The organism is Robertmurraya mangrovi, from assembly GCF_034427655.1.
GTDB classification, from domain to species: domain Bacteria; phylum Bacillota; class Bacilli; order Bacillales; family Cytobacillaceae; genus Robertmurraya_A; species Robertmurraya_A mangrovi.
In genome coordinates, this window is record NZ_JAXOFX010000022.1 from 41,198 (window position 1) to 60,383 (window position 19,186).

At 36.8% G+C, this 19,186-nt stretch carries 19 protein-coding genes, 1 rRNA gene and 1 other annotated feature; all 20 genes read right to left on the reverse strand.

Annotated features, from left to right (window positions below):
- Positions 1–96: 96 nt before the first annotated feature.
- The 20 genes from secE to rrf all read right to left on the reverse strand — a co-directional run bounded on the left by secE (position 97) and on the right by rrf (position 19,176).
- Positions 97–276 (reverse strand): preprotein translocase subunit SecE, encoded by a 180-nt coding sequence (secE, locus tag SM124_RS21475; RefSeq protein WP_322448564.1) that lies wholly within the window; start codon positions 274–276, stop codon positions 97–99.
- 50 nt (positions 277–326) lie between these two features.
- Entirely contained in the window at positions 327–470 is a 144-nt protein-coding gene (rpmG, locus tag SM124_RS21480) for a 50S ribosomal protein L33 (protein WP_322448565.1), read from the reverse strand.
- Positions 471–600: 130 nt separating this feature from the next.
- Positions 601–1,260, reverse strand: coding sequence for an RNA polymerase sporulation sigma factor SigH (gene sigH / locus SM124_RS21485; protein ID WP_322448566.1), 660 nt, complete (start codon positions 1,258–1,260; stop codon positions 601–603).
- A 70-nt stretch (positions 1,261–1,330) separates the two neighbouring features.
- Positions 1,331–1,840 (reverse strand): NYN domain-containing protein, encoded by a 510-nt coding sequence (locus SM124_RS21490; RefSeq protein ID WP_322448567.1) that lies wholly within the window; start codon positions 1,838–1,840, stop codon positions 1,331–1,333.
- A gap of 2 nt (positions 1,841–1,842) precedes the next feature.
- On the reverse strand, positions 1,843–2,586 hold the full coding sequence (gene rlmB / locus SM124_RS21495) for a 23S rRNA (guanosine(2251)-2'-O)-methyltransferase RlmB (RefSeq protein WP_322448568.1): 744 nt from the start codon (positions 2,584–2,586) through the stop codon (positions 1,843–1,845).
- On the reverse strand, positions 2,583–3,008 hold the full coding sequence (locus SM124_RS21500; RefSeq protein ID WP_322448569.1) for a Mini-ribonuclease 3: 426 nt from the start codon (positions 3,006–3,008) through the stop codon (positions 2,583–2,585). Before SM124_RS21500 ends, rlmB begins: the two co-directional genes overlap by 4 nt.
- A gap of 3 nt (positions 3,009–3,011) precedes the next feature.
- Positions 3,012–4,409, reverse strand: a complete 1,398-nt coding sequence (gene cysS, locus SM124_RS21505) for a cysteine--tRNA ligase (RefSeq protein WP_322448570.1) — start codon at positions 4,407–4,409, stop codon at positions 3,012–3,014.
- Positions 4,399–5,058: a serine O-acetyltransferase gene (gene cysE / locus SM124_RS21510; RefSeq protein ID WP_322448571.1), complete on the reverse strand. Its 660-nt coding sequence runs from the start codon at positions 5,056–5,058 to the stop codon at positions 4,399–4,401. Before cysE ends, cysS begins: the two co-directional genes overlap by 11 nt.
- 100 nt (positions 5,059–5,158) lie before the next feature.
- Positions 5,159–5,389: a binding site (T-box leader), on the reverse strand.
- 81 nt (positions 5,390–5,470) lie between these two features.
- A complete protein-coding gene (gltX, locus tag SM124_RS21515; RefSeq protein ID WP_322448572.1) occupies positions 5,471–6,931 on the reverse strand; it encodes a glutamate--tRNA ligase in 1,461 nt (486 codons plus the stop codon).
- Between the two features lie 108 nt (positions 6,932–7,039).
- Positions 7,040–7,516 carry a 2-C-methyl-D-erythritol 2,4-cyclodiphosphate synthase gene (ispF, locus tag SM124_RS21520; RefSeq protein ID WP_322448573.1) on the reverse strand — a complete coding sequence of 159 codons (477 nt, stop codon included), beginning with the start codon at positions 7,514–7,516 and terminating at the stop codon, positions 7,040–7,042.
- 21 nt (positions 7,517–7,537) lie between these two features.
- Complete coding sequence (gene ispD, locus SM124_RS21525; protein ID WP_322448574.1) at positions 7,538–8,227, reverse strand: 2-C-methyl-D-erythritol 4-phosphate cytidylyltransferase; 690 nt, start codon at positions 8,225–8,227, stop codon at positions 7,538–7,540.
- 32 nt (positions 8,228–8,259) lie between these two features.
- Positions 8,260–9,345, reverse strand: a complete 1,086-nt coding sequence (locus SM124_RS21530; RefSeq protein ID WP_322448575.1) for a PIN/TRAM domain-containing protein — start codon at positions 9,343–9,345, stop codon at positions 8,260–8,262.
- 302 nt (positions 9,346–9,647) lie between these two features.
- The gene (gene disA, locus SM124_RS21535) at positions 9,648–10,721 is read right to left on the reverse strand and encodes a DNA integrity scanning diadenylate cyclase DisA (RefSeq protein ID WP_322448576.1); all 1,074 of its coding nucleotides are present in this window, start codon (positions 10,719–10,721) and stop codon (positions 9,648–9,650) included.
- A gap of 3 nt (positions 10,722–10,724) precedes the next feature.
- On the reverse strand, positions 10,725–12,104 hold the full coding sequence (gene radA / locus SM124_RS21540; protein WP_322448577.1) for a DNA repair protein RadA: 1,380 nt from the start codon (positions 12,102–12,104) through the stop codon (positions 10,725–10,727).
- Between the two features lie 201 nt (positions 12,105–12,305).
- On the reverse strand, positions 12,306–14,741 hold the full coding sequence (gene clpC, locus SM124_RS21545) for an ATP-dependent protease ATP-binding subunit ClpC (protein WP_322448578.1): 2,436 nt from the start codon (positions 14,739–14,741) through the stop codon (positions 12,306–12,308).
- A gap of 22 nt (positions 14,742–14,763) precedes the next feature.
- Positions 14,764–15,828: a protein-arginine kinase McsB gene (gene mcsB, locus SM124_RS21550; RefSeq protein ID WP_322448584.1), complete on the reverse strand. Its 1,065-nt coding sequence runs from the start codon at positions 15,826–15,828 to the stop codon at positions 14,764–14,766.
- 2 nt (positions 15,829–15,830) lie between these two features.
- On the reverse strand, positions 15,831–16,382 hold the full coding sequence (mcsA, locus tag SM124_RS21555) for a protein-arginine kinase activator protein McsA (protein ID WP_322448579.1): 552 nt from the start codon (positions 16,380–16,382) through the stop codon (positions 15,831–15,833).
- Between the two features lie 53 nt (positions 16,383–16,435).
- A complete protein-coding gene (locus tag SM124_RS21560) occupies positions 16,436–16,897 on the reverse strand; it encodes a CtsR family transcriptional regulator (protein ID WP_322448580.1) in 462 nt (153 codons plus the stop codon).
- Between the two features lie 264 nt (positions 16,898–17,161).
- On the reverse strand, positions 17,162–18,658 hold the full coding sequence (locus SM124_RS21565) for a SpoIIE family protein phosphatase (RefSeq protein WP_322448581.1): 1,497 nt from the start codon (positions 18,656–18,658) through the stop codon (positions 17,162–17,164).
- 401 nt (positions 18,659–19,059) lie between these two features.
- Positions 19,060–19,176 (reverse strand): 5S ribosomal RNA (gene rrf, locus SM124_RS21570).
- Positions 19,177–19,186: the final 10 nt, after the last annotated feature.

Here is a 19,186-nt window from a genome sequence, read left to right on the forward strand (position 1 = left end):
TTAAAGATTTTTTCCCAAATGAAAAAACCCGTTTCCGGGCTTTACATAAAATTTCCTGTGTTATTCTCCATTATACCATTAGATCACAGGGGTTATTCAAGGAATTAAACGAATCAATTCAGAAATTCCTGTATCAATCAATGCGAAAAATACAGCAAAGAAAACAACAGTAGCTAAAACCGTAACTGTATAGTTAGTAAGTTCTTTACGTTTTGGCCAGCTGACCTTACGCATCTCACTGCTTACATCTTTGAAAAAATTAACAATGCGTTGCATATTGCGACCTCCAACTTCGAAGAGATTCATGATCTATGGATAAACCATCATTACTTTGTTTCACGGTGGATTGTATGAGCACTACAAGTAGCACAAAACTTTTTTAACTCTAACCGTTCTGATTCCTTTTTACTCATCGTCGAATAATTTCTAGAACCACAATCTACACAAGCAAGGACAACTTTTTTTCTCAATAAAGCCACCTACTATGGTCATCTATTTTGTCCTTAAAACTTTATCATGGACAATAGGTGATGTCAACAACAGGAAGAATTTATGATAATGTTGTCTTCTCATAGATTGTTGCTCTTTTCTTTCAAGCCTTTATAATGTAAACTCTCTTACTTCTAAATATCTCTCTAGCTTCCTTTTTACCCTTTGTAAGGCATTATCAATTGATTTAACATGTCTATTCAGTTCTTCAGATATTTCTTGATAGGATTGACCATCTAAATAAAGAGCTAACACCTTGCGTTCTAAATCACTTAGTAACTCAGACATCTTCACTTCAATATGATCAAATTCCTCCTGGTTAATAATGAGCTCTTCCGGGTCCATTACTTTCGCACCAGAAATAACATCCATTAACGTTCGATCAGACTCTTCATCATAGATTGGTTTGTCCAGAGAGACATACGAATTTAAAGGGATATGCTTCTGTCTAGTAGCAGTCTTAATAGCAGTAATAATTTGCCTCGTAATACAAAGCTCGGCGAATGCTTTAAAAGAAGTTAGCTTGTCCTCTTTAAAGTCGCGAATGGCTTTATAAAGCCCAATCATACCTTCCTGCACAATATCCTCTTTATCTGCGCCAATTAAAAAATAGGATCTCGCCTTAGCGCGGACAAAATTACGATACTTATGTATTAAGTAATCCAAAGCTTCACTTTCACCTTTGTGTACACACTCAACCAATTCTTCATCTTCGCGATTCACGTATTCTAAAAAGTTTTCATTTGGTTTTGTCTTGTAGTCAGCACTCACTAGGATCCCCCCGACCGCACAAGCATAGATAGAAATATTATACAGTAGGCGTTTTCATAGCGTCAATAGGTCATTGTTGCCCTCTGCGCCATTTTTCAAAAATTTCTGCCACTTCGTCACTAAGAGGAATCTTTGAAGTTGGTTTTTTTTCTTGAATATGTTTAACTTTTTTTTCTATCCTTTTTTCCACCGAATCCATCTCATTTAATAGCTCTCGGGCTGACTTTCTAAGCGCCCCCTGCCCGAAAATAGCCCATTGTTCTGTAAAGTCTGAGGTTGCTACATGAATTTGAGTTCGTCTATTGTTTAAGTCAATCGCAAGCTTTTCAATTCTCTCATCCGCGGTTTCGTTATTCCTTGTGAATATAACTTCGACCTTGCTATTTTTTATTTTTTTCTCTACCCCTTTTACAAAATGAGCATCAAAGACGACTATCACTCGAAATCCTGAATAGGCTTGATATTCAGCCATCTTTTCAACCAACCGATCTCGGGCTGAGGCTAGATCTTTATTCTTAAGTTCTCTTAACTCTGGCCAGGCACCGATGATGTTATATCCGTCAACTATCAGGATGTCCATTTTTATCCCTCTAGAGGGTGACGTTTCCGATAAACCTCATACATTAAAAGAGCTGCAGCAACAGAAGCATTTAAAGATGTAACATGTCCTTTCATCGGTAAATGAATAAGAAAATCGCATTTTTCTCTTACAAGACGGCCCATTCCTTTTCCTTCACTTCCAATGATTAACCCTAAAGGCATCGTTCCATCAAACTGACGGAAATCTTGTTTTCCTTTTGCATCTGTTCCAGCTATCCAAACCCCACGTTCTTTTAATTCATCAATCGTTCTAGCCATATTTGTTACACGGACTACCGGTATGTGCTCTATAGCACCTGTTGATGCCTTTGCTACGGTAGCTGTTAATCCAACCGCTCTTCTCTTCGGTATAATGATTCCGTGTGCACCAACGGCATCCGCTGTTCTCATGATTGAACCTAGATTATGTGGATCTTCTATCTCGTCCAATAAAATAAAGAAAGGTGCTTCATTTTTCTTTTCGGCAGCTGCAAATAAATCATCTAATTCTGCATACTGATAAGCAGCAACTTGGGCTACCACCCCTTGGTGATTTCCTTCTACTAGCTGATCAATTTTTTGCTTCGGGACAAACTGCACAAGGATATTTCTTTCTTTTGCTATGCCGATTACTACCTGCATTTGACCCTTCTGAGAGCCTTCTGCTATTAAAATTTTGTTAACATCTCTTTCTGATCTCAACGCTTCAATAACAGGGTTTTTTCCAATGATGTAATCTTGACTCATTGATTATTTCCTCCTTTCTTTTCTTCAACTAATCTAAATGAAGTGATGATTAACTCTTCCAAGCGGGCTTCTTGCTTCAGTAAATATAAATAACCGAGTAATGCCTCAAATGCCGTACTGTATCGGTAGGTTTGTACATCTGTATTCTTTGGAACGCTGCCAGACTTCGCGTTTCTCCCTCTCATCACCACCGCTATTTCTTCTTCTGATAAAAGTTGATCACTAAGCATGCGATGGATGACCTGGGACTGCGCTTTTGCCGAAACGTATTTGGTTGCTTCTCTATGAAGTTGATTCGGTCTAACCTTACCATTTTGTAAAAGGTGGTGACGCACATAATTCTCGTACACGGCGTCACCCATATAAGCCAAAGCTAAACTATTTAATTGTTTAACATCAATATTGTTATCATATTGAAGCATGTATTAGCCTCTTTTCCAACGCGTACCTTGCGGCGTATCTTCTAAGATGATATTCATTGATTTTAATTGGTCGCGAATTTGGTCTGATAGCTGGAAATTTCGGTCTTTACGAGCTTGAATACGTTGTTCAATTAGTTGCTCTATCTCTTCGTCTAAAAGTTCCTCTTCCTTAATGGATAGTCCTAACACCGTAAAGAGGATATCAAATTCTTTCGTAAATGCGTCAATGACTTCCACTGCCGTATTCTTTTCCATCAAGTAATAATTTGATAACTTAGATAGCTCAAACAGGACAGAAATGGCATTCGCCGTATTAAAATCATCATCCATTTCCCTAATAAACTCTTCATGAAGAGCATTAATTTTATCCAACCACTCTTGGTTATTTTCAGTCAGATTTGTACTCGTTTCTTTGCGATGCTTTAAGTTTTGATAGGAGGTTTGGATTCTTTCTAAGGCTGCTCGAGTGTTCTCTAAAGATTCTTCAGTATAGTTAATTGGATTTCGGTAATGAACGGATAACATAAAGAATCTTAACACTTGTGGATCATGCTTTTTGATAATATCGTGCACTAACACAAAATTTCCTAATGACTTAGACATCTTTTCATTATCAATATTAATATATCCATTATGCATCCAGTAACGAGCAAACGTTTTACCTGATAATGCTTCTGACTGAGCAATTTCATTTTCATGGTGTGGGAATGTTAAATCCTGTCCACCAGCATGTATATCAATCGTGTCACCTAAATACTTCTTAATCATAGCTGAGCACTCAATATGCCAACCTGGTCTTCCTTCTCCCCAAGGACTTTTCCAAGAAATTTCACCAGGCTTTGCCGCTTTCCAAAGAACAAAGTCTAAAGAATCTTGTTTCTTTTCACCTACAGCGATACGTTCACCTAACCGAAGTTCATCAATAGACTGGTGTGAGAGTTTACCATAGTCTTTAAATTTACGTGTCTGGAAATAGACATCACCCTCTGATTCATAAGCATAGCCTTTGTCAATTAGAGCTTGAATAAATTCCAGGATAATATCCATGCTCTCCGTTACTCGTGGGTGAACATCTGCTTTTTTGCAACCTAGAGCAGAAACATCTTCAAAGTATGCCTCAATAAATCTTTCTGCTATCGTCGGAACCTCTTCTCCTAATTCATTAGCCGCTTTAATCAACTTGTCATCAACGTCCGTAAAATTAGAAATATATTGAACATCATATCCTCTGAATTCTAAATAGCGTCTAACCGTATCAAACACGATTGGCGGGCGTGCGTTTCCTATATGAATATAATTATAAACAGTAGGTCCGCAAACATACATTTTTACCTTCCCCTCTTCTAGAGGGATGAAATCTTGTTTCTCACGTGCTTCTGTATTGTAAATTTTAATTCCCATGCTTTATGCTCCTTTCCAATTTTAGGTTATTAAGTTCTTTTCTTAAATGCTCCATTTCCGACTCTATCTCTTTAAAACGGTCAGCAGTCGGATCAGGTAGGTCGCAATGGTTCAGATCTTTGTTTACTTTCACTCCATCACGAATGACTACTCTACCGGGTATTCCAACTACCGTTGAATTAGGTGGCACTTCCTTTAAAACAACCGATCCAGCTCCTATTTTAGAATTTTCACCAATAGTAATGGACCCTAATACTTTTGCTCCTGTTGCAATCAATGCATTGTCCTTAATGGTTGGATGCCTTTTTCCTTTTTCCTTGCCGGTTCCGCCTAATGTAACACCTTGAAATATCGTGACATTATCCCCTATTTCGCACGTCTCTCCGATTACCACACCCATCCCGTGGTCAATAAACAATCTTCTACCAATCTTTGCTCCTGGATGAATTTCAATACCAGTAAAAAATCGACTGATTTGCGAAATCACTCGGGCTAAGAAATAGAACTTTCGCTTATACATGGTATGGGCCAATCGGTGTGCCCAGATAGCATGTAAACCCGAGTAGGTTAGAATGACTTCAAAATAAGTTCTTGCTGCTGGGTCTTGTTCGAAAACAACCTCAATGTCTTCCTTAAGCCTTTTGAACATCTCAGGTCCCTCCCTACATTATTTTTTCACTGAATCGGTTACTAGCTTCCCTGAGTCAAAAAAGTATTTTAAGAAAATAAAAAGCGCCCCTGTCAAAAATGACAGAGACGCTTGAATGCGCGGTTCCACTCTGTTTAGGTCGCCATATAACAACCTCAACTCTAACCCGTTAACGGAGGTATCCGCCCTAGACTACTATAGGGTTTAACCCTATTTCGAAAAGAGATTCAAAGGTGCATTTCAAAAAGTCAGAGGCTTAAACCACTTTCAGCCGGTGATGGTTCTCTCTTAAAAGCTTTACTTTTTTACTTATCCTTATCAACATTTTTAGAGATATAGATTTTTAAGGACTGCTTTTTGCCTAATGGCAATTTTTCGTTTAATCATACTATATTACATTTTTACCAATATGTTAACTAATAATGCTCGTTACACGTTGAATTACTTTTTCTTTTCCTAATAAAGCAATAGCCTTAGGCAGGTCTGGGCCATGAGTTTGACCTGTAGTAGCCACACGAATAGGCATAAACAAGTTTTTCCCTTTTTGACCTGTTTCTTTTTGGACCACTTTTAAAGAAGCTTTCACTTCTTCACCTGTTAACTTCTCCATTTTTTCAATTTCAGCTAGAAAAGCAGATAGTACGTCACGAACTTGTTCTCCTGCTAATACTTCTTTACCTTCTTCCTCTACCACCACTTCATCACGATAGAACAACTCTGATAGACTAACAATCTCAGCACCATAACTCATTTGATCATGATATAGAGCGATAAGATCACGTACCCACTGAGATTGCTCTTCTGTCATATCTTCGCTCGCTTTTCCAGCCTTAATTAAGTGAGGTAAAGCAATCGCGACTACCGTATCAAGGTCACGCTTCTTCATGTACTGATTATTCATCCAAGTAAGTTTTTGCTTATCAAATAATGCAGGAGATTTAGATAAACGATTCGTATCAAAAATATTAATGAACTCTTCTTTTGTGAAAATTTCTTCCTCACCCGATGGTGACCAGCCAAGCAAGGCAATAAAGTTAAATAATGCTTCAGGAAGATATCCTAACTCTTCATATTGTTCAATAAATTGAATAATAGACTCATCACGTTTACTTAACTTTTTGCGGCTTTCATTCACAATTAAAGTCATGTGTCCAAAGATTGGAGTATCCCAGCCTAAAGCCTCATAAATCATCATTTGCTTAGGAGTATTGGAAATATGGTCATCTCCACGTAGTACATGAGTAATTTCCATTAGATGATCATCAACAGCAACGGCAAAATTATAAGTTGGCGTACCATCTTTTTTAACAATAACAAAGTCTCCGCCGATTCCATCTGACTCGAATGAGACTGAACCTTTTACCATGTCATCAAAGGTATATACTTTTCCTTCTGGAACAAGGAATCGAATGCTTGGTTGTCTTCCTTCACTCTCAAGCTGTTCTCTTTCTTCCGCCGTTAAGTTACGGCATTTTCCAGAATACCCGCTCATTTCATTTTTCTCAGCTTGAGCCTCACGTTCCGCTTCAAGCTCCTCTTCTGTACAGTAACATTTATAAGCATAACCCTTTTCTAGTAGCTCATTATAATACTTAGCATAAATATCGTTACGCTCTGACTGGCGGTATGGTCCATACTCTCCACCTACATCAACACTTTCATCCCAGTCCATACCTAACCATTTTAAATACTTTAGCTGGCTTTCTTCTCCACCAGCAATATTTCTCTTTTTATCCGTGTCTTCTATACGAATAATGAATTTTCCACCTTGATTTCGAGCAAATAAATAATTGAAAAGAGCGGTACGAGCATTACCTATATGTAAATGTCCAGTTGGACTCGGAGCATAACGCACACGAACATTGTTTGACATAAAACGGCCTCCTTAAATTTTCATCCTGATATATTGTATCACTAGTTCCTTAGTAAAATAAACTAGTGATCAGTCTAATTTTCAGGCGTTTAAATGGACTTATTCCAACTATTTTTTCTGAATTAGAACGACTGCCTGTGAAGCAATTCCTTCCCCTCTTCCAGTGAAACCTAACTTTTCTGTTGTTGTTGCTTTTACATTAATCTGTTCTGGAGTAGCCTTTAATAGTTTAGCAATTCTAGTTTTCATTTGATCGATATATGGAGCCATTTTGGGTTTCTGAGCAATAATCGTACAGTCGGCATTGACTAATTCGTAACCTAACTCTTCAACCATACTCCAAACATGCTCTAAAAGTTTTGCAGAATCAGCATCTTTAAAGTTAGGATCTGTATCAGGAAAATGCTTTCCAATGTCCCCTGCTCCAATCGCTCCAAGACATGCATCTGCTACTGTATGTAAAAGCACATCCGCATCTGAGTGACCTAATAGCCCTTTTTCATAAGGAATCTCAATCCCTCCGATAATTAAGGGACGTCCCTCCGTTAACTGATGAACATCAAACCCTTGACCAATACGAAACATGATTTATCTCCTTTATAAACATTATATTTTCTCTAGTTTTCGAATGATTGCTTCAGCAAAATATAAATCCTCTGGTGTAGTCAGCTTAATATTATCATAATTACCTTTAACAATTTTTATTGGATAATTTAATCTTTCTACTAGACTTGCATCATCCGTTCCGACGAACCTATCTTCCTCAGCTTTTATATTCGCTTCCATCAGCAACGAAACACGAAAAGCTTGTGGGGTTTGAATTGCCCACAAGCTTGCACGTTCAACTGTCTCTACCACTTCATCATTAGCAACCTTTTTGATTGTATCTTTCACTGGGACAGCCAGGACAGCTGCACCCGACTCGCTTGTTACAGCCACTAACTCATGAATTAACATAGTATCAATAAAAGGTCTAGCTCCATCATGAACTAATACGATTCCATCAAAGCCAGCAAGTACTTTTAAGCCATTAAAAACACTATGCTGTCTCTCTTTTCCACCATGAACGAAATGCTCGACTTTATTTATTTGATATGTTTTTAATAATTCCTTAAATAGCTCTTCCTCTTGCGGTGAGATGGATAAAATAATGCCGTCACATAAATCATCTTTTTCAAAAACACGCAAAGTATGAATTAAGATTGGTACTTCATTTAATTCTAGCAAGAGCTTATTCTTCCCCGCTCCCATTCTTTTACCTAGACCCGCGGCAGGTATAATGACTTTATAAGTCATATTAAAACCCCTATCTAAATGAACTAGAAATTCTATAGAGCTTTTTCTAATAGTTTGGGTTTAGCAAAAATCATTCTACCAGCAGATGTTTGAAGAACACTAGTCACTAACACATCAATATGCTTACCAATGAAATCTCTACCGTCTTCAACTACAATCATCGTACCATCATCCAAATAGGCGATCCCTTGGTTGTACTCTTTCCCGTCTTTAATCACTTGTACATGCATTTCTTCTCCAGGAAGTACGACTGGCTTAACTGCATTTGCTAAATCGTTTATATTTAATACCGAAACTTTTTGAAGTTCACATACTTTATTGAGGTTGAAATCATTAGTAACTAACACACCATTAGTAAGCTTTGCAAGCTTTACAAGTTTGCTATCCACTTCTTGTACATCCTCAAAATCACCTTCATAAATCTCAACATTCATCGAAAGCTCTTTTTGTATACGGTTTAATATATCTAAACCTCTTCGACCACGATTACGTTTTAATACATCCGACGAATCGGCAATATGCTGTAATTCTTCTAGTACGAATTGTGGAATCACAATCGTACCGTCAAGGAAGCCTGTCTGACATATATCAGCGATTCTACCATCGATAATTACACTAGTATCAAGAATTTTTAATTCCTTAGGAGATTCCTTACTCGTTGGTTCCTCTTCACCTGACTTCTTCTTTCCCTTTGAGAAAAGATTCAGCAATTCGTCTCTTTTCTTAAAGCCAACCTGAAATCCTAAATATCCAAAAAGAAGAGTTAATAAAATGGGAACAACTGTGTTTAAAATAGGAACTTCAATTGCGCTTAAAGCATAACCTACTAAAAAAGCCACTACAAGACCAAATACTAGTCCAACACTACCAAAAATAATATCAGTAATCGGTATTTTTACGATAGATTCTTCTAACCATTTAATAAAGTTAACTACATAATCAACCGCCCAAAAAGTAATAAGATAAAAAATAATTGCACCTAAAATAGCGGTAACATAATGATTATTTATTAGAGGAATGTCATCTAAACTCACTAATTTTAATAAATCGGGAATAAGAAAAATCCCTAGCGTCCCACCTGTAATAAGGAAGCATGCTTGTATAATACGTTTTAACATTCCTTCACCTCCTTTTACTCATTATAAACAAATTCTAAAAATTGAAACCTATTATTACTGAGAAATTTGATAATGTTAACAAATTGAAAAGAAAATGTTATTAAAATAGTATTAACCTTTAGCTATTCTCTTTTAAAGTTAATGATCTCTACACTATTAAGACGATTTATATTAAAAATAGTTACCATTAGTAGTAATTTTTTATATTATTTGATACATAAAGGGTAGCACCAAGTAAAATCAACTGTCAAATATTTAAATTTTTCATTTTAGCATATTGTTTATTTCAATTCAATCCCTTTTTAGAGTTGTCTATCAGCAAATAGCTGCTCTTTTATGAGCTTAAGGCCATCTTTTATTTTTCTTGCCCTTACTTCCCCTATTCCTTCCACTTCATCTAAATCTTCAACAGAGGCAGAAACAATATTTCTTAGCTCCTTGTATTTATGCACTAAATTCTCAATGATAATGGGAGGCAGTCGAGGAATCTTATTTAACATACGATATCCTCTAGGACAAATGTATTCATCCACATGAATGTATCCTTGGTAACCTAACATTTTTAATAGCACTGTATCTTCAATCATATCCCCTGTCGACATCTCCTGAAATCTCTTTAAAAATTCTTCCGGCTTATGATCCCTTGAAAAAGCATAATCTTTTATAATGAGTACAGCTTCCATTTCTATATCTGATAAAAGCTCGTTCATTTGTAATCTAATCAACCGGCCTTCCGTGCCTAGCTCGCTTAAATAGGTTAATAGCTCATTTTTTATTCGCAAAACCATTTCTACTCGATGCATCACTTGTAAAACATCACTGTATGTGACCATTTCTTCAAACTCAATAATTCCTAGGTTAGAAATACTTTGTTCTAGGACAACCTTATATTTTTCTAATGTTTGAATAGCCTGATTTGCTTTCGTAAGAATGACAGCAATTTCACGAAGAGCGTACCTAAAGTTCCCTTGGTACAAAGTGATTACATTTCGTCTTTGGGAAATGGCAATGACAAGAGCTCGCGTTTGCCTTGCAACCCGTTCAGCCGTCCGATGGCGCATCCCTGTTTCAGTAGAGGGGACACTTGGATCTGGAGCTAATTGTGCGTTTGCAATTAAGATTTTATTTCCCTTTTCATTTAAAATAATCGCTCCATCCATTTTAGCCAGTTCATATAAATAACTAGGTGTGAAAGGACAGTTAATTTGAAAACCACCATCTACAATGGATTTTACTTTTTCATTGTAACCTAAGACGATAAGGCCACCCGTATTCGCACGCAAAACATTATCAATTCCTTCACGTATGGGAGCTCCTGGTGCGATGAATTGTAACACTTCACTCATGGTCATCTCATTAAGCTTTTTATTCTCCACATATTACCCCCCTAACGTTACATGAAGTGCCTGTGAAACAGTTGATACACCGACTAATTCTATCCCCTCTGGGCCCTTCCAGCCTCCTATATTATTAGCAGGTATAATGACACGTTCAAACCCTAACTTTGCCGCTTCTTGGACACGTTGTTCTATTCTAGATACCCTTCTTACTTCTCCTGTCAAACCTACTTCCCCAATAATGCAATCAGTCGGTCTCGTTGATTTATCTCGGAAACTAGAAGCGATACTAACTGCAATCGCTAAGTCAATAGCTGGCTCATCTAACTTCACGCCACCCGCCACTTTTAAATAAGCATCTTGATTAGCTAATAATAAACCTACACGCTTCTCCAATACAGCCATTAATAAAGAAACTCGATTATGGTCAATGCCCGTTGCCATTCTTCTAGGATTTCCAAAGCTAGTAGGAGAGATAAGAGCCTGAATCTCCACTAAAACAGGACGAGTTCCTTCCATTGATGCAACGACTGTAGAGCCGGAAGCACCTTGTGCTCTTTCTTCTAAAAAAATCTCAGAAGGATTTTCTACTTCTTCAAGGCCGAACTCCTTCATTTCAAAAATACCCATCTCATTTGTAGATCCAAAGCGATTTTTTACAGCTCTTAATATACGGTATGTATGATGACGTTCACCTTCAAAATATAAAACGGTATCTACCATATGCTCTAAAAGTCTTGGACCCGCTATAGATCCTTCCTTCGTAACATGACCAACAATAAAGATAGCAATTCCTTTTGATTTACCAATTCTCATGAGTTCCGCTGTACATTCTCGTACTTGGGATACACTTCCTGGGGCAGAAGTAACGTTGGGGTGAAATACAGTTTGAATGGAATCAATAATTACAAAGCTAGGATTGACGTTATCAATAGTACGACTAATCTCATCTAAATCCGTTTCTGAATAAACTAATAGATTTTCCGAGGCTACGCCTAGACGGTCCGCTCTTAATTTAGTTTGCTTCATCGATTCTTCACCTGAAATGTATAGAACCGATTGGTTTTTATTTGCTAACTGAGAAGAAACTTGTAGTAAAAGGGTGGACTTCCCGATACCAGGATCTCCCCCTATTAAAACTAGTGAACCTCTTACAATCCCTCCACCTAGTACTCGATTTAACTCGGAAAGGTCCGTTTGTATTCTTGGTTCATGGGTGGTTTCAATGGAGGTAATAGGAGTAGCCTTCGATAGTACATTGGTTCCTTCAGAGTGTGTAAAAGCCTTTCTTCTATTCGTGCTTGTTTTCTCAACCTCTTCCACCATTTTGTTCCATGTACCACAACCAGGGCATTTTCCCATCCATTTTGCGGATTCATATCCACACTCTTGGCAGATAAATTTTGTTTTTACTTTTGCCATTCTTTTCTTCCTCTCTCTATATGTATGCACATACAATAAGGTTTTTTACATGCTATTCTAGATGAATGCTTTGACAAGAAATTTAAGGAGTATTTTTATATAGGGGAAGGTGGATTGGAATTTATTCTTTTATACTGTATACGAACAAGTGTACTTGTAAAAAAAGGTACACGCAAGTTTAAAACGTGTACCTTTCAATCATTATTTTGTTACAGGTTCACCTGTTCGAACGATAAAATCACCATTATCAATATCAATAATAATATTTTGTCCTTTTAATACCGTTCCCTTTAGGAGTTCTTCAGACAAGCGATCTTCGATATTTTTCTGAATAGCTCTGCGCAGTGGCCTTGCTCCATATTCTGGATCGTACCCCTCTTCGGAGATCTTTTCTTTCGCAGCATCTGTTAATTCTAATGTAATATCTTGTTCCACTAGTCGCTTGATTAATTGATCAGACATTAAAGTAACAATTTGTTGTAAATGTTTCTTTTCCAGTGCATGGAAGACAATAATTTCATCGATACGGTTAAGGAACTCTGGACGGAATGCTTTTTTCAATTCCTCCATCACTTTCCCTTTCATATCTTTATAGTCTTGTTCTCCATCTTGGATATTAAAACCTACATATTTGTTACGTTTTAAAGATTCTGCTCCGACGTTAGAAGTCATGATTAATACTGTATTTCTAAAGTCTACCGTTCTTCCTTTTGAATCTGTTAGGCGTCCATCCTCTAATACTTGAAGGAGAATATTAAACACATCAGGATGTGCTTTTTCAATTTCATCTAAAAGTACTACCGAATAAGGTTTTCTTCGTACTTTTTCTGTTAATTGCCCACCTTCTTCATAACCTACATAACCTGGAGGTGAACCAACTAATCTAGAAGTGGAGTGTTTTTCCATATACTCAGACATATCAACACGAATCATCGCATCTTCGTCACCAAACATAGATTCTGCTAGTGCTCTAGCAAGTTCTGTTTTCCCAACCCCTGTTGGACCTAGGAAGATGAAAGAACCAATTGGTCTTTTCGGATCCTTTAAGCCTGCACGAGCACGACGAACCGCTTTAGATATCGCCTTAACAGCTTCTTCTTGCCCAATCACTCTAGAGTGTAAAATAGATTCTAAGTTCAACAGTTTATCGGTTTCTGTCTGAGCAAGCTTCGAAACAGGAATTCCAGTCCAGCTTGATACAACGTTCGCAATATCTTCCACTGTCACTTCAGAGTTTTCTTTTCCTTGCTTCTCTTTCCAAGACTTCTTCGTCTCTTCAAGTTTTTCACGTAGACGTTGTTCAGAGTCTCTTAAAGAAGCTGCTTTTTCAAACTCTTGTCCTTGAACAGCTGCATCCTTTTCTTTACGTACCTCTTCTAATTGAGCTTCTAGCTCTTTTAAGTTAGGTGGTGTTGTATAAGATCGTAAACGCACTTTCGATCCTGCTTCATCGATAAGATCAATCGCTTTATCCGGAAGGAAACGATCAGAAATGTAACGGTCAGAAAGTTTAACAGCTGCTTCTATAGCTTCATCTGTAATCGATACACGGTGATGTGCTTCATAACGATCACGTAGCCCTTTTAAAATTTGAATGGATTCATCAGATGTTGGTTCATCCACTGTAATCGGTTGGAAACGACGCTCAAGGGCTGCGTCTTTTTCAATATATTTTCTATATTCATCAAGTGTAGTAGCACCGATACATTGAAGTTCCCCACGAGCTAGTGATGGTTTTAGAATATTAGACGCGTCAATGGCACCTTCTGCTCCACCTGCTCCAATTAGAGTATGAAGCTCATCAATGAATAAAATAATATTACCTGCCTGGCGAATTTCATCCATCACTTTCTTTAGTCGGTCTTCAAATTCACCACGATATTTCGTTCCAGCAACTACTGTTCCCATATCTAACGTCATTACTCGTTTATCACGTAATGTTTCAGGAATCTCATTATTAACAATTTGTTGTGCAAGACCTTCAGCAATCGCTGTTTTACCGACTCCTGGCTCACCGATCAATACAGGATTATTTTTCGTACGACGGCTTAACACTTCAATTACACGTTGAATTTCTTTACTTCGGCCAATAACAGGGTCCAAGCTACCCTCTCTAGCAATTGCCGTTAAATCACGTGCTAGTCCGTCAAGCGTTGGAGTATTGGCACTAGCTGCAGCTCCTCCTGAGTGACCATTTGACTCACTGCTTCCTAAAAGTTGCAGTACCTGTTGACGAGCTTTATTTAGACTAACACCTAGGTTATTAAGTACTCTAGCTGCTACTCCTTCTCCCTCTCTAATTAAACCTAATAAAATATGTTCTGTTCCTACATAGGAATGACCTAGTTTGCGAGCTTCGTCCATAGATAGCTCAATTACCTTTTTAGCACGTGGAGTATAATGAATCGTTTGAGAAGCATCTTGTCCTCTGCCAATCAGATTCTCTACTTCTTTTTGGATTTTATCTGAACCTAGTCCTAGAGCATAAAGAGCTTTAGCTGCAATACCTTCACCTTCACGAACAAGCCCTAGCAAAATATGTTCTGTACCGATATTGTTATGTCCTAATCTAATCGCTTCTTCTTGGGCTAATGCTAATACTTTTTGTGCTCTTTCTGTAAAGCGTCCAAACATCATGTTCAAGTCCTCCCTACAAAACTTATTTTTCCATCTTTAATCTTTCTCTAATAAGTGAAGCACGGCGTATATCTCGCTCATTTGGTCTTAATGGCCCACCTGCATATTGCTGTAAAAACCCTGGTTGGGTTAAAATCATTAATTCATTTAAAATATTTTTTGAAATATTTTTTATAAAACCTAAATCTATCCCTAACCTAACATCAGACAAACAGCGAGCGGCTTCTTTCGATTCAATAATTCTGCTGTTGGACAGGATCCCAAAGGAGCGGAATACTCTGTCTTCTAATTGTATGTTAGAAGTCTTTAGTAATGCTTCTCTAGCTGATCTTTCCTGTGAAATTAATTGACTAACTACACTTTTTAAATCTTCTACAATATCTTCTTCAGATTTTCCGAGTGTAATCTGATTGGAGATTTGAAAGATATTCCCCAATGCTTCACTACCCTCACCGTATATCCCCCTTACTACTAACCCTAGCTGGTTAATAGCCGGGATGATTCTGCTCATTTGTTGAGTAAGGACAAGCCCAGGTAAATGCATCATAACCGAAGCCCTTAAGCCTGTTCCCACATTCGTAGGACAGCTAGTTAAATATCCAACCTTTTCATTAAAAGCATAATCCACATGTTCCTCTAACCAATCATCTATTTGGTTTGCCATATGAAGGGATTCAGTTAATTGAAATCCCGGAAATAAGCACTGAATACGAATGTGATCCTCCTCATTAATCATAATACTAACCTCTTCATTTTCAGAAAGGAGGCAAGCACCAAAAGGAGAACTCTCAGCTAGATGTGGGCTAATCAGATGCTTTTCTACGAGAACCCTTTTTTGTAAAGGTTGTAAGTTTTCCATTAACAGAAGCTCAAGCTCCCCAAGGTCTAGAATCTTGTGGTTACTCACACATTTTTCAATCGTATGGATAACTTCTTGTGCTTCTTCGTTCGTAAATAATGTTGGAAATTGGTATTTACTTATATTTCTCGCTAAACGAATTCGGGAGCTTAGAACAATGTCTGAATCAGGCCCCTCTGAGCTCATCCACGAGCTAATAGCTTGATTAATAAATCGTTCCAACGACACGCTCATTCCCCTCCCTGGTTAGACTCATTTAACTGCTTCTCTAAAGACCGGACTTGATCTCTAATCTCAGCAGCCTTTTCGAATTCTTCTTGAGCTATGGAGTCTTTTAATGCTTGCTTTAAGTCTTCGATATTCTTACGAAGATGAATATTCCCTCCAATACGCTCAGGAATTTTACCATTATGAGTCTCATTTCCACTATGAAGTCTTCTTAGGATAGGCTTCATTTGCTCCTTAAAGGTCTCATAGCAATTCGCGCATCCAAAACGTCCAACTTGAATAAATTGTTTATACGTCATAGAACAGCCTTCACATTGTAAAACTTCTTCTTGATAAAAGGGTGACTTTTGAGTAGGTTGTTGGAAAGTACTTTCAAAATTAAGTAATCCAGCTAATAGATTATTAATTGAAAATCCCGAGGTATTGTTTAAAATAAAACTTTCACTTTTTTCTTGGGCGCATTTTTCACAAAGATGATACTCTGTTTTTTCCCCATTATTAATCTTAGTGAAATGAAGAGTAGCAGGCCTTTCATTACATTCCTGGCAAATCACTTTGAATCACCTCTCAAGCTATCGCTTCTTTCTAAAATGTACCTTTTTGAAAGTTACTTATACTTTAAGGATGTCAGCATGGCTTTTAACATTCTTGCACGAAGCTCATCCCGATAAGGAAGGTCAATATATAATACAGATCGGTCTATAACACTTAACATAATTTTTGCTTCTCTGTTTGATATGACCTCTTCTTCAACTAAACGATAGATTACGTTTTCAGCACTATTTTGTGATATTCGACTCTGAAATAAGTTGAGGAGCTGTTCGATTAAATGCGCGTAATCATGTGACTGGACCTTCATAATTCTAATGTAACCACCACCACCACGCTTGCTTTCCACTGCATACCCTTTTTCGATTGTAAAACGAGTATTTATTACATAGTTTATTTGTGAAGGAACACATTGGAATTTGTCTGCAATCTCACTTCGCTTTATCTCAACAATTTCCTGCTCACTTAACTCTAGTACTTCTTTTAAATACTGCTCAATGATATCGGAGATGTTCCTCAAAAAACCTCCTCCTATCTGACTTTGACTATATTTGACTTATTTGATTAAAATTATACATGAACCTCCCATATTCATGCAATCTTTACATACTGTTCATTCTAACCATTTTTTAAATCTTTAACGAATCAAATGTATGTTTTATTCTATTATTTGTGTATTAGTAATTGTAAAAATCAATAATGTAACCCTTTATTACCACTACATTTTCCCGCCCCAAAATTATTTAAACCTTAAATATAGAAAAAACTCTTTCCATGGAAAGAGTTACTTAAAATTTACTAATAGTAAAGAGACATCATCTTTAAACTCGCCATACTTATTTTGTATAAAATCAATAAAATTCTCTATATCTTTTTCTGTAAAGAGCTTGGCCTGTTTGTTAATCTCTTTTTCTAGAATAACAATATTTTTTAGAATACTTTCGTTAAATATATCTATAAGTCCATCGGTATATAAAATCAATTGACTTCCTTTTGTCCAAGATAGTTTTTGGGTAGGTACGTCAATCTCATCCAAAAGCCCAATTGGAACCGTTCCCTCATCAAGTCTTTGTATATTGCCATCGACTTGCCTCAAAAAGCCTGCAGGATGCCCAGCGTTACTATATTCAATTTGATTTTTACCTAAATCGATAACGGAATATATACCTGTGAAATAGAAAGGTACTTCCTTTTTATTCAGGTGAAATAAGTTCCTAATATGTTTATTAAGCTCTTTAAATACATATGTTGGATGAGGATTAGTCTGGATAATGCTCCTTAGGATTGAATTAATAGACATGACAACTAGGGAAGCGGCCACACCATGTCCCATGACATCGAATATAATAACGCCATATTTCCCTGGACCTAATTCATACCAGGTGTACATATCCCCTGCAAGACCATAGGACGGTTTATAATAACCTGAAATTTGAATATCATTATTGTTAAAAGAAGGTTTTAGAATAGTTTTTTGAACTAAAGAAGCAAGCTGAATATCCTCATGTATCCTATCTTCTTCTCTTTTTCTCTCAGTTATATCATCAAATATTGATGCATAACCTTGTATTTCTCCATTTTCACCTTTAATTGTCGTGATGGTAGCCCATTGAACATAGATGTCTCCATTTTTTCGACGGTTTGACAGTTCTCCTTGCCAAAAGCCCTTTGTCTTAAGCTGATGCCATAGTTTCTTATAAAAGTTTGACTCCTGCAAACCAGATCTTAACACTTTTGGTGTCATACCTATTACTTCACTTCCATAACCCGTTATGGTTGTAAAAGCTGGATTAAACATAATAATCTTTTGATTATGATCTGTAACTAAGACACCTTCAATTGTGCTATTTAACACTTTTGCAAGGGTAACTAGTCTCTTATCTTTCATTTTTTTCTCTGTTATATCCGATATCATTCCATTTAGAAAAATGATATTTCCTTCTGAGTCTAATGTAGGGACCGTTTGATCTCTTACCCAACGAATTGACTGATCCTGTTGATGTATAATACGATATTCATAATCTAATTTTTCCCCTGTTTTTAATACCTGCTGCTTTTCTAATACATACTCGTAATCCTCTGGATACACCACATCTAACCAGATAGCTGAGTTTTCAAAAAAGGCTTCGGGTGGAAGTCCATATATCTTTTGACAAGATGGAGATATTTGTAGAAGCTTGCCTTCTTCAACGTCCATTGTCCAATACACTTCATCTAGGCTTTCAAAAAGAGACTGAAAATGTTTGATAGCAGATTTTAGTTCCTCAATTTGCTTTTTCATAACTATTACTTACTGTTACAATATGTAATGATTTCTCTTTGTATATAGAAAAAATAAATGGTTTCATTATAAAATCTCCTCATCTTAGCCTCATTTATTAAATCGATTTACTATCTACAAGTGCTATTTGAAAACCTGTATATAATCAAAAACACATTTTTGCTAATACTCGTAAAGAAATTTTTTTAATTCTATAGATTCATTATATAGGCTTTTAACTGCTTAATATTATAAAGTTTTTAAAAATCTGCTCATTTTTCATTCAGATTCACAATTAGTTCATATAATAACTTGATAATTAAAGATTTATTATAAAGAGAAGTAAATTATTGGATTATATTAACTTAGTCAGTCCTTTTCATAACAAAAAAACGAGTATCTGTTAGATACTCGTTTTTTCTGCCTGGCGACGTCCTACTCTCACAAGGGGACAGCCCCTAACTACCATTGGCGCTGAGAAGCTTAACTTCCGTGTTCGGTATGGGAACGGGTGTGACCTTCTCGCTATCGCCACCAGACTATGTAATT

Bases quoted from the DNA above. Each gene is read 5' to 3' on its own strand.
- secE (WP_322448564.1), bottom strand. From the start codon at position 276: ATGCAACGCATTGTTAATTTTTTCAAAGATGTAAGCAGTGAGATGCGT.
- SM124_RS21490 (WP_322448567.1), bottom strand. From the start codon at position 1,840: ATGGACATCCTGATAGTTGACGGATATAACATCATCGGTGCCTGGCCA.
- rlmB (WP_322448568.1), bottom strand. From the start codon at position 2,586: ATGAGTCAAGATTACATCATTGGAAAAAACCCTGTTATTGAAGCGTTG.
- SM124_RS21500 (WP_322448569.1), bottom strand. From the start codon at position 3,008: ATGCTTCAATATGATAACAATATTGATGTTAAACAATTAAATAGTTTA.
- cysS (WP_322448570.1), bottom strand. From the start codon at position 4,409: ATGGGAATTAAAATTTACAATACAGAAGCACGTGAGAAACAAGATTTC.
- cysE (WP_322448571.1), bottom strand. From the start codon at position 5,058: ATGTTCAAAAGGCTTAAGGAAGACATTGAGGTTGTTTTCGAACAAGAC.
- gltX (WP_322448572.1), bottom strand. From the start codon at position 6,931: ATGTCAAACAATGTTCGTGTGCGTTATGCTCCGAGTCCAACTGGACAT.
- ispF (WP_322448573.1), bottom strand. From the start codon at position 7,516: ATGTTTCGTATTGGTCAAGGGTTTGATGTTCATCAGTTAACGGAGGGA.
- ispD (WP_322448574.1), bottom strand. From the start codon at position 8,227: ATGACTTATAAAGTCATTATACCTGCCGCGGGTCTAGGTAAAAGAATG.
- SM124_RS21530 (WP_322448575.1), bottom strand. From the start codon at position 9,345: ATGTTAAAACGTATTATACAAGCATGCTTCCTTATTACAGGTGGGACG.
- radA (WP_322448577.1), bottom strand. From the start codon at position 12,104: ATGGCAAAAGTAAAAACAAAATTTATCTGCCAAGAGTGTGGATATGAA.
- clpC (WP_322448578.1), bottom strand. From the start codon at position 14,741: ATGATGTTTGGACGCTTTACAGAAAGAGCACAAAAAGTATTAGCATTA.
- SM124_RS21565 (WP_322448581.1), bottom strand. From the start codon at position 18,658: ATGAAAAAGCAAATTGAGGAACTAAAATCTGCTATCAAACATTTTCAG.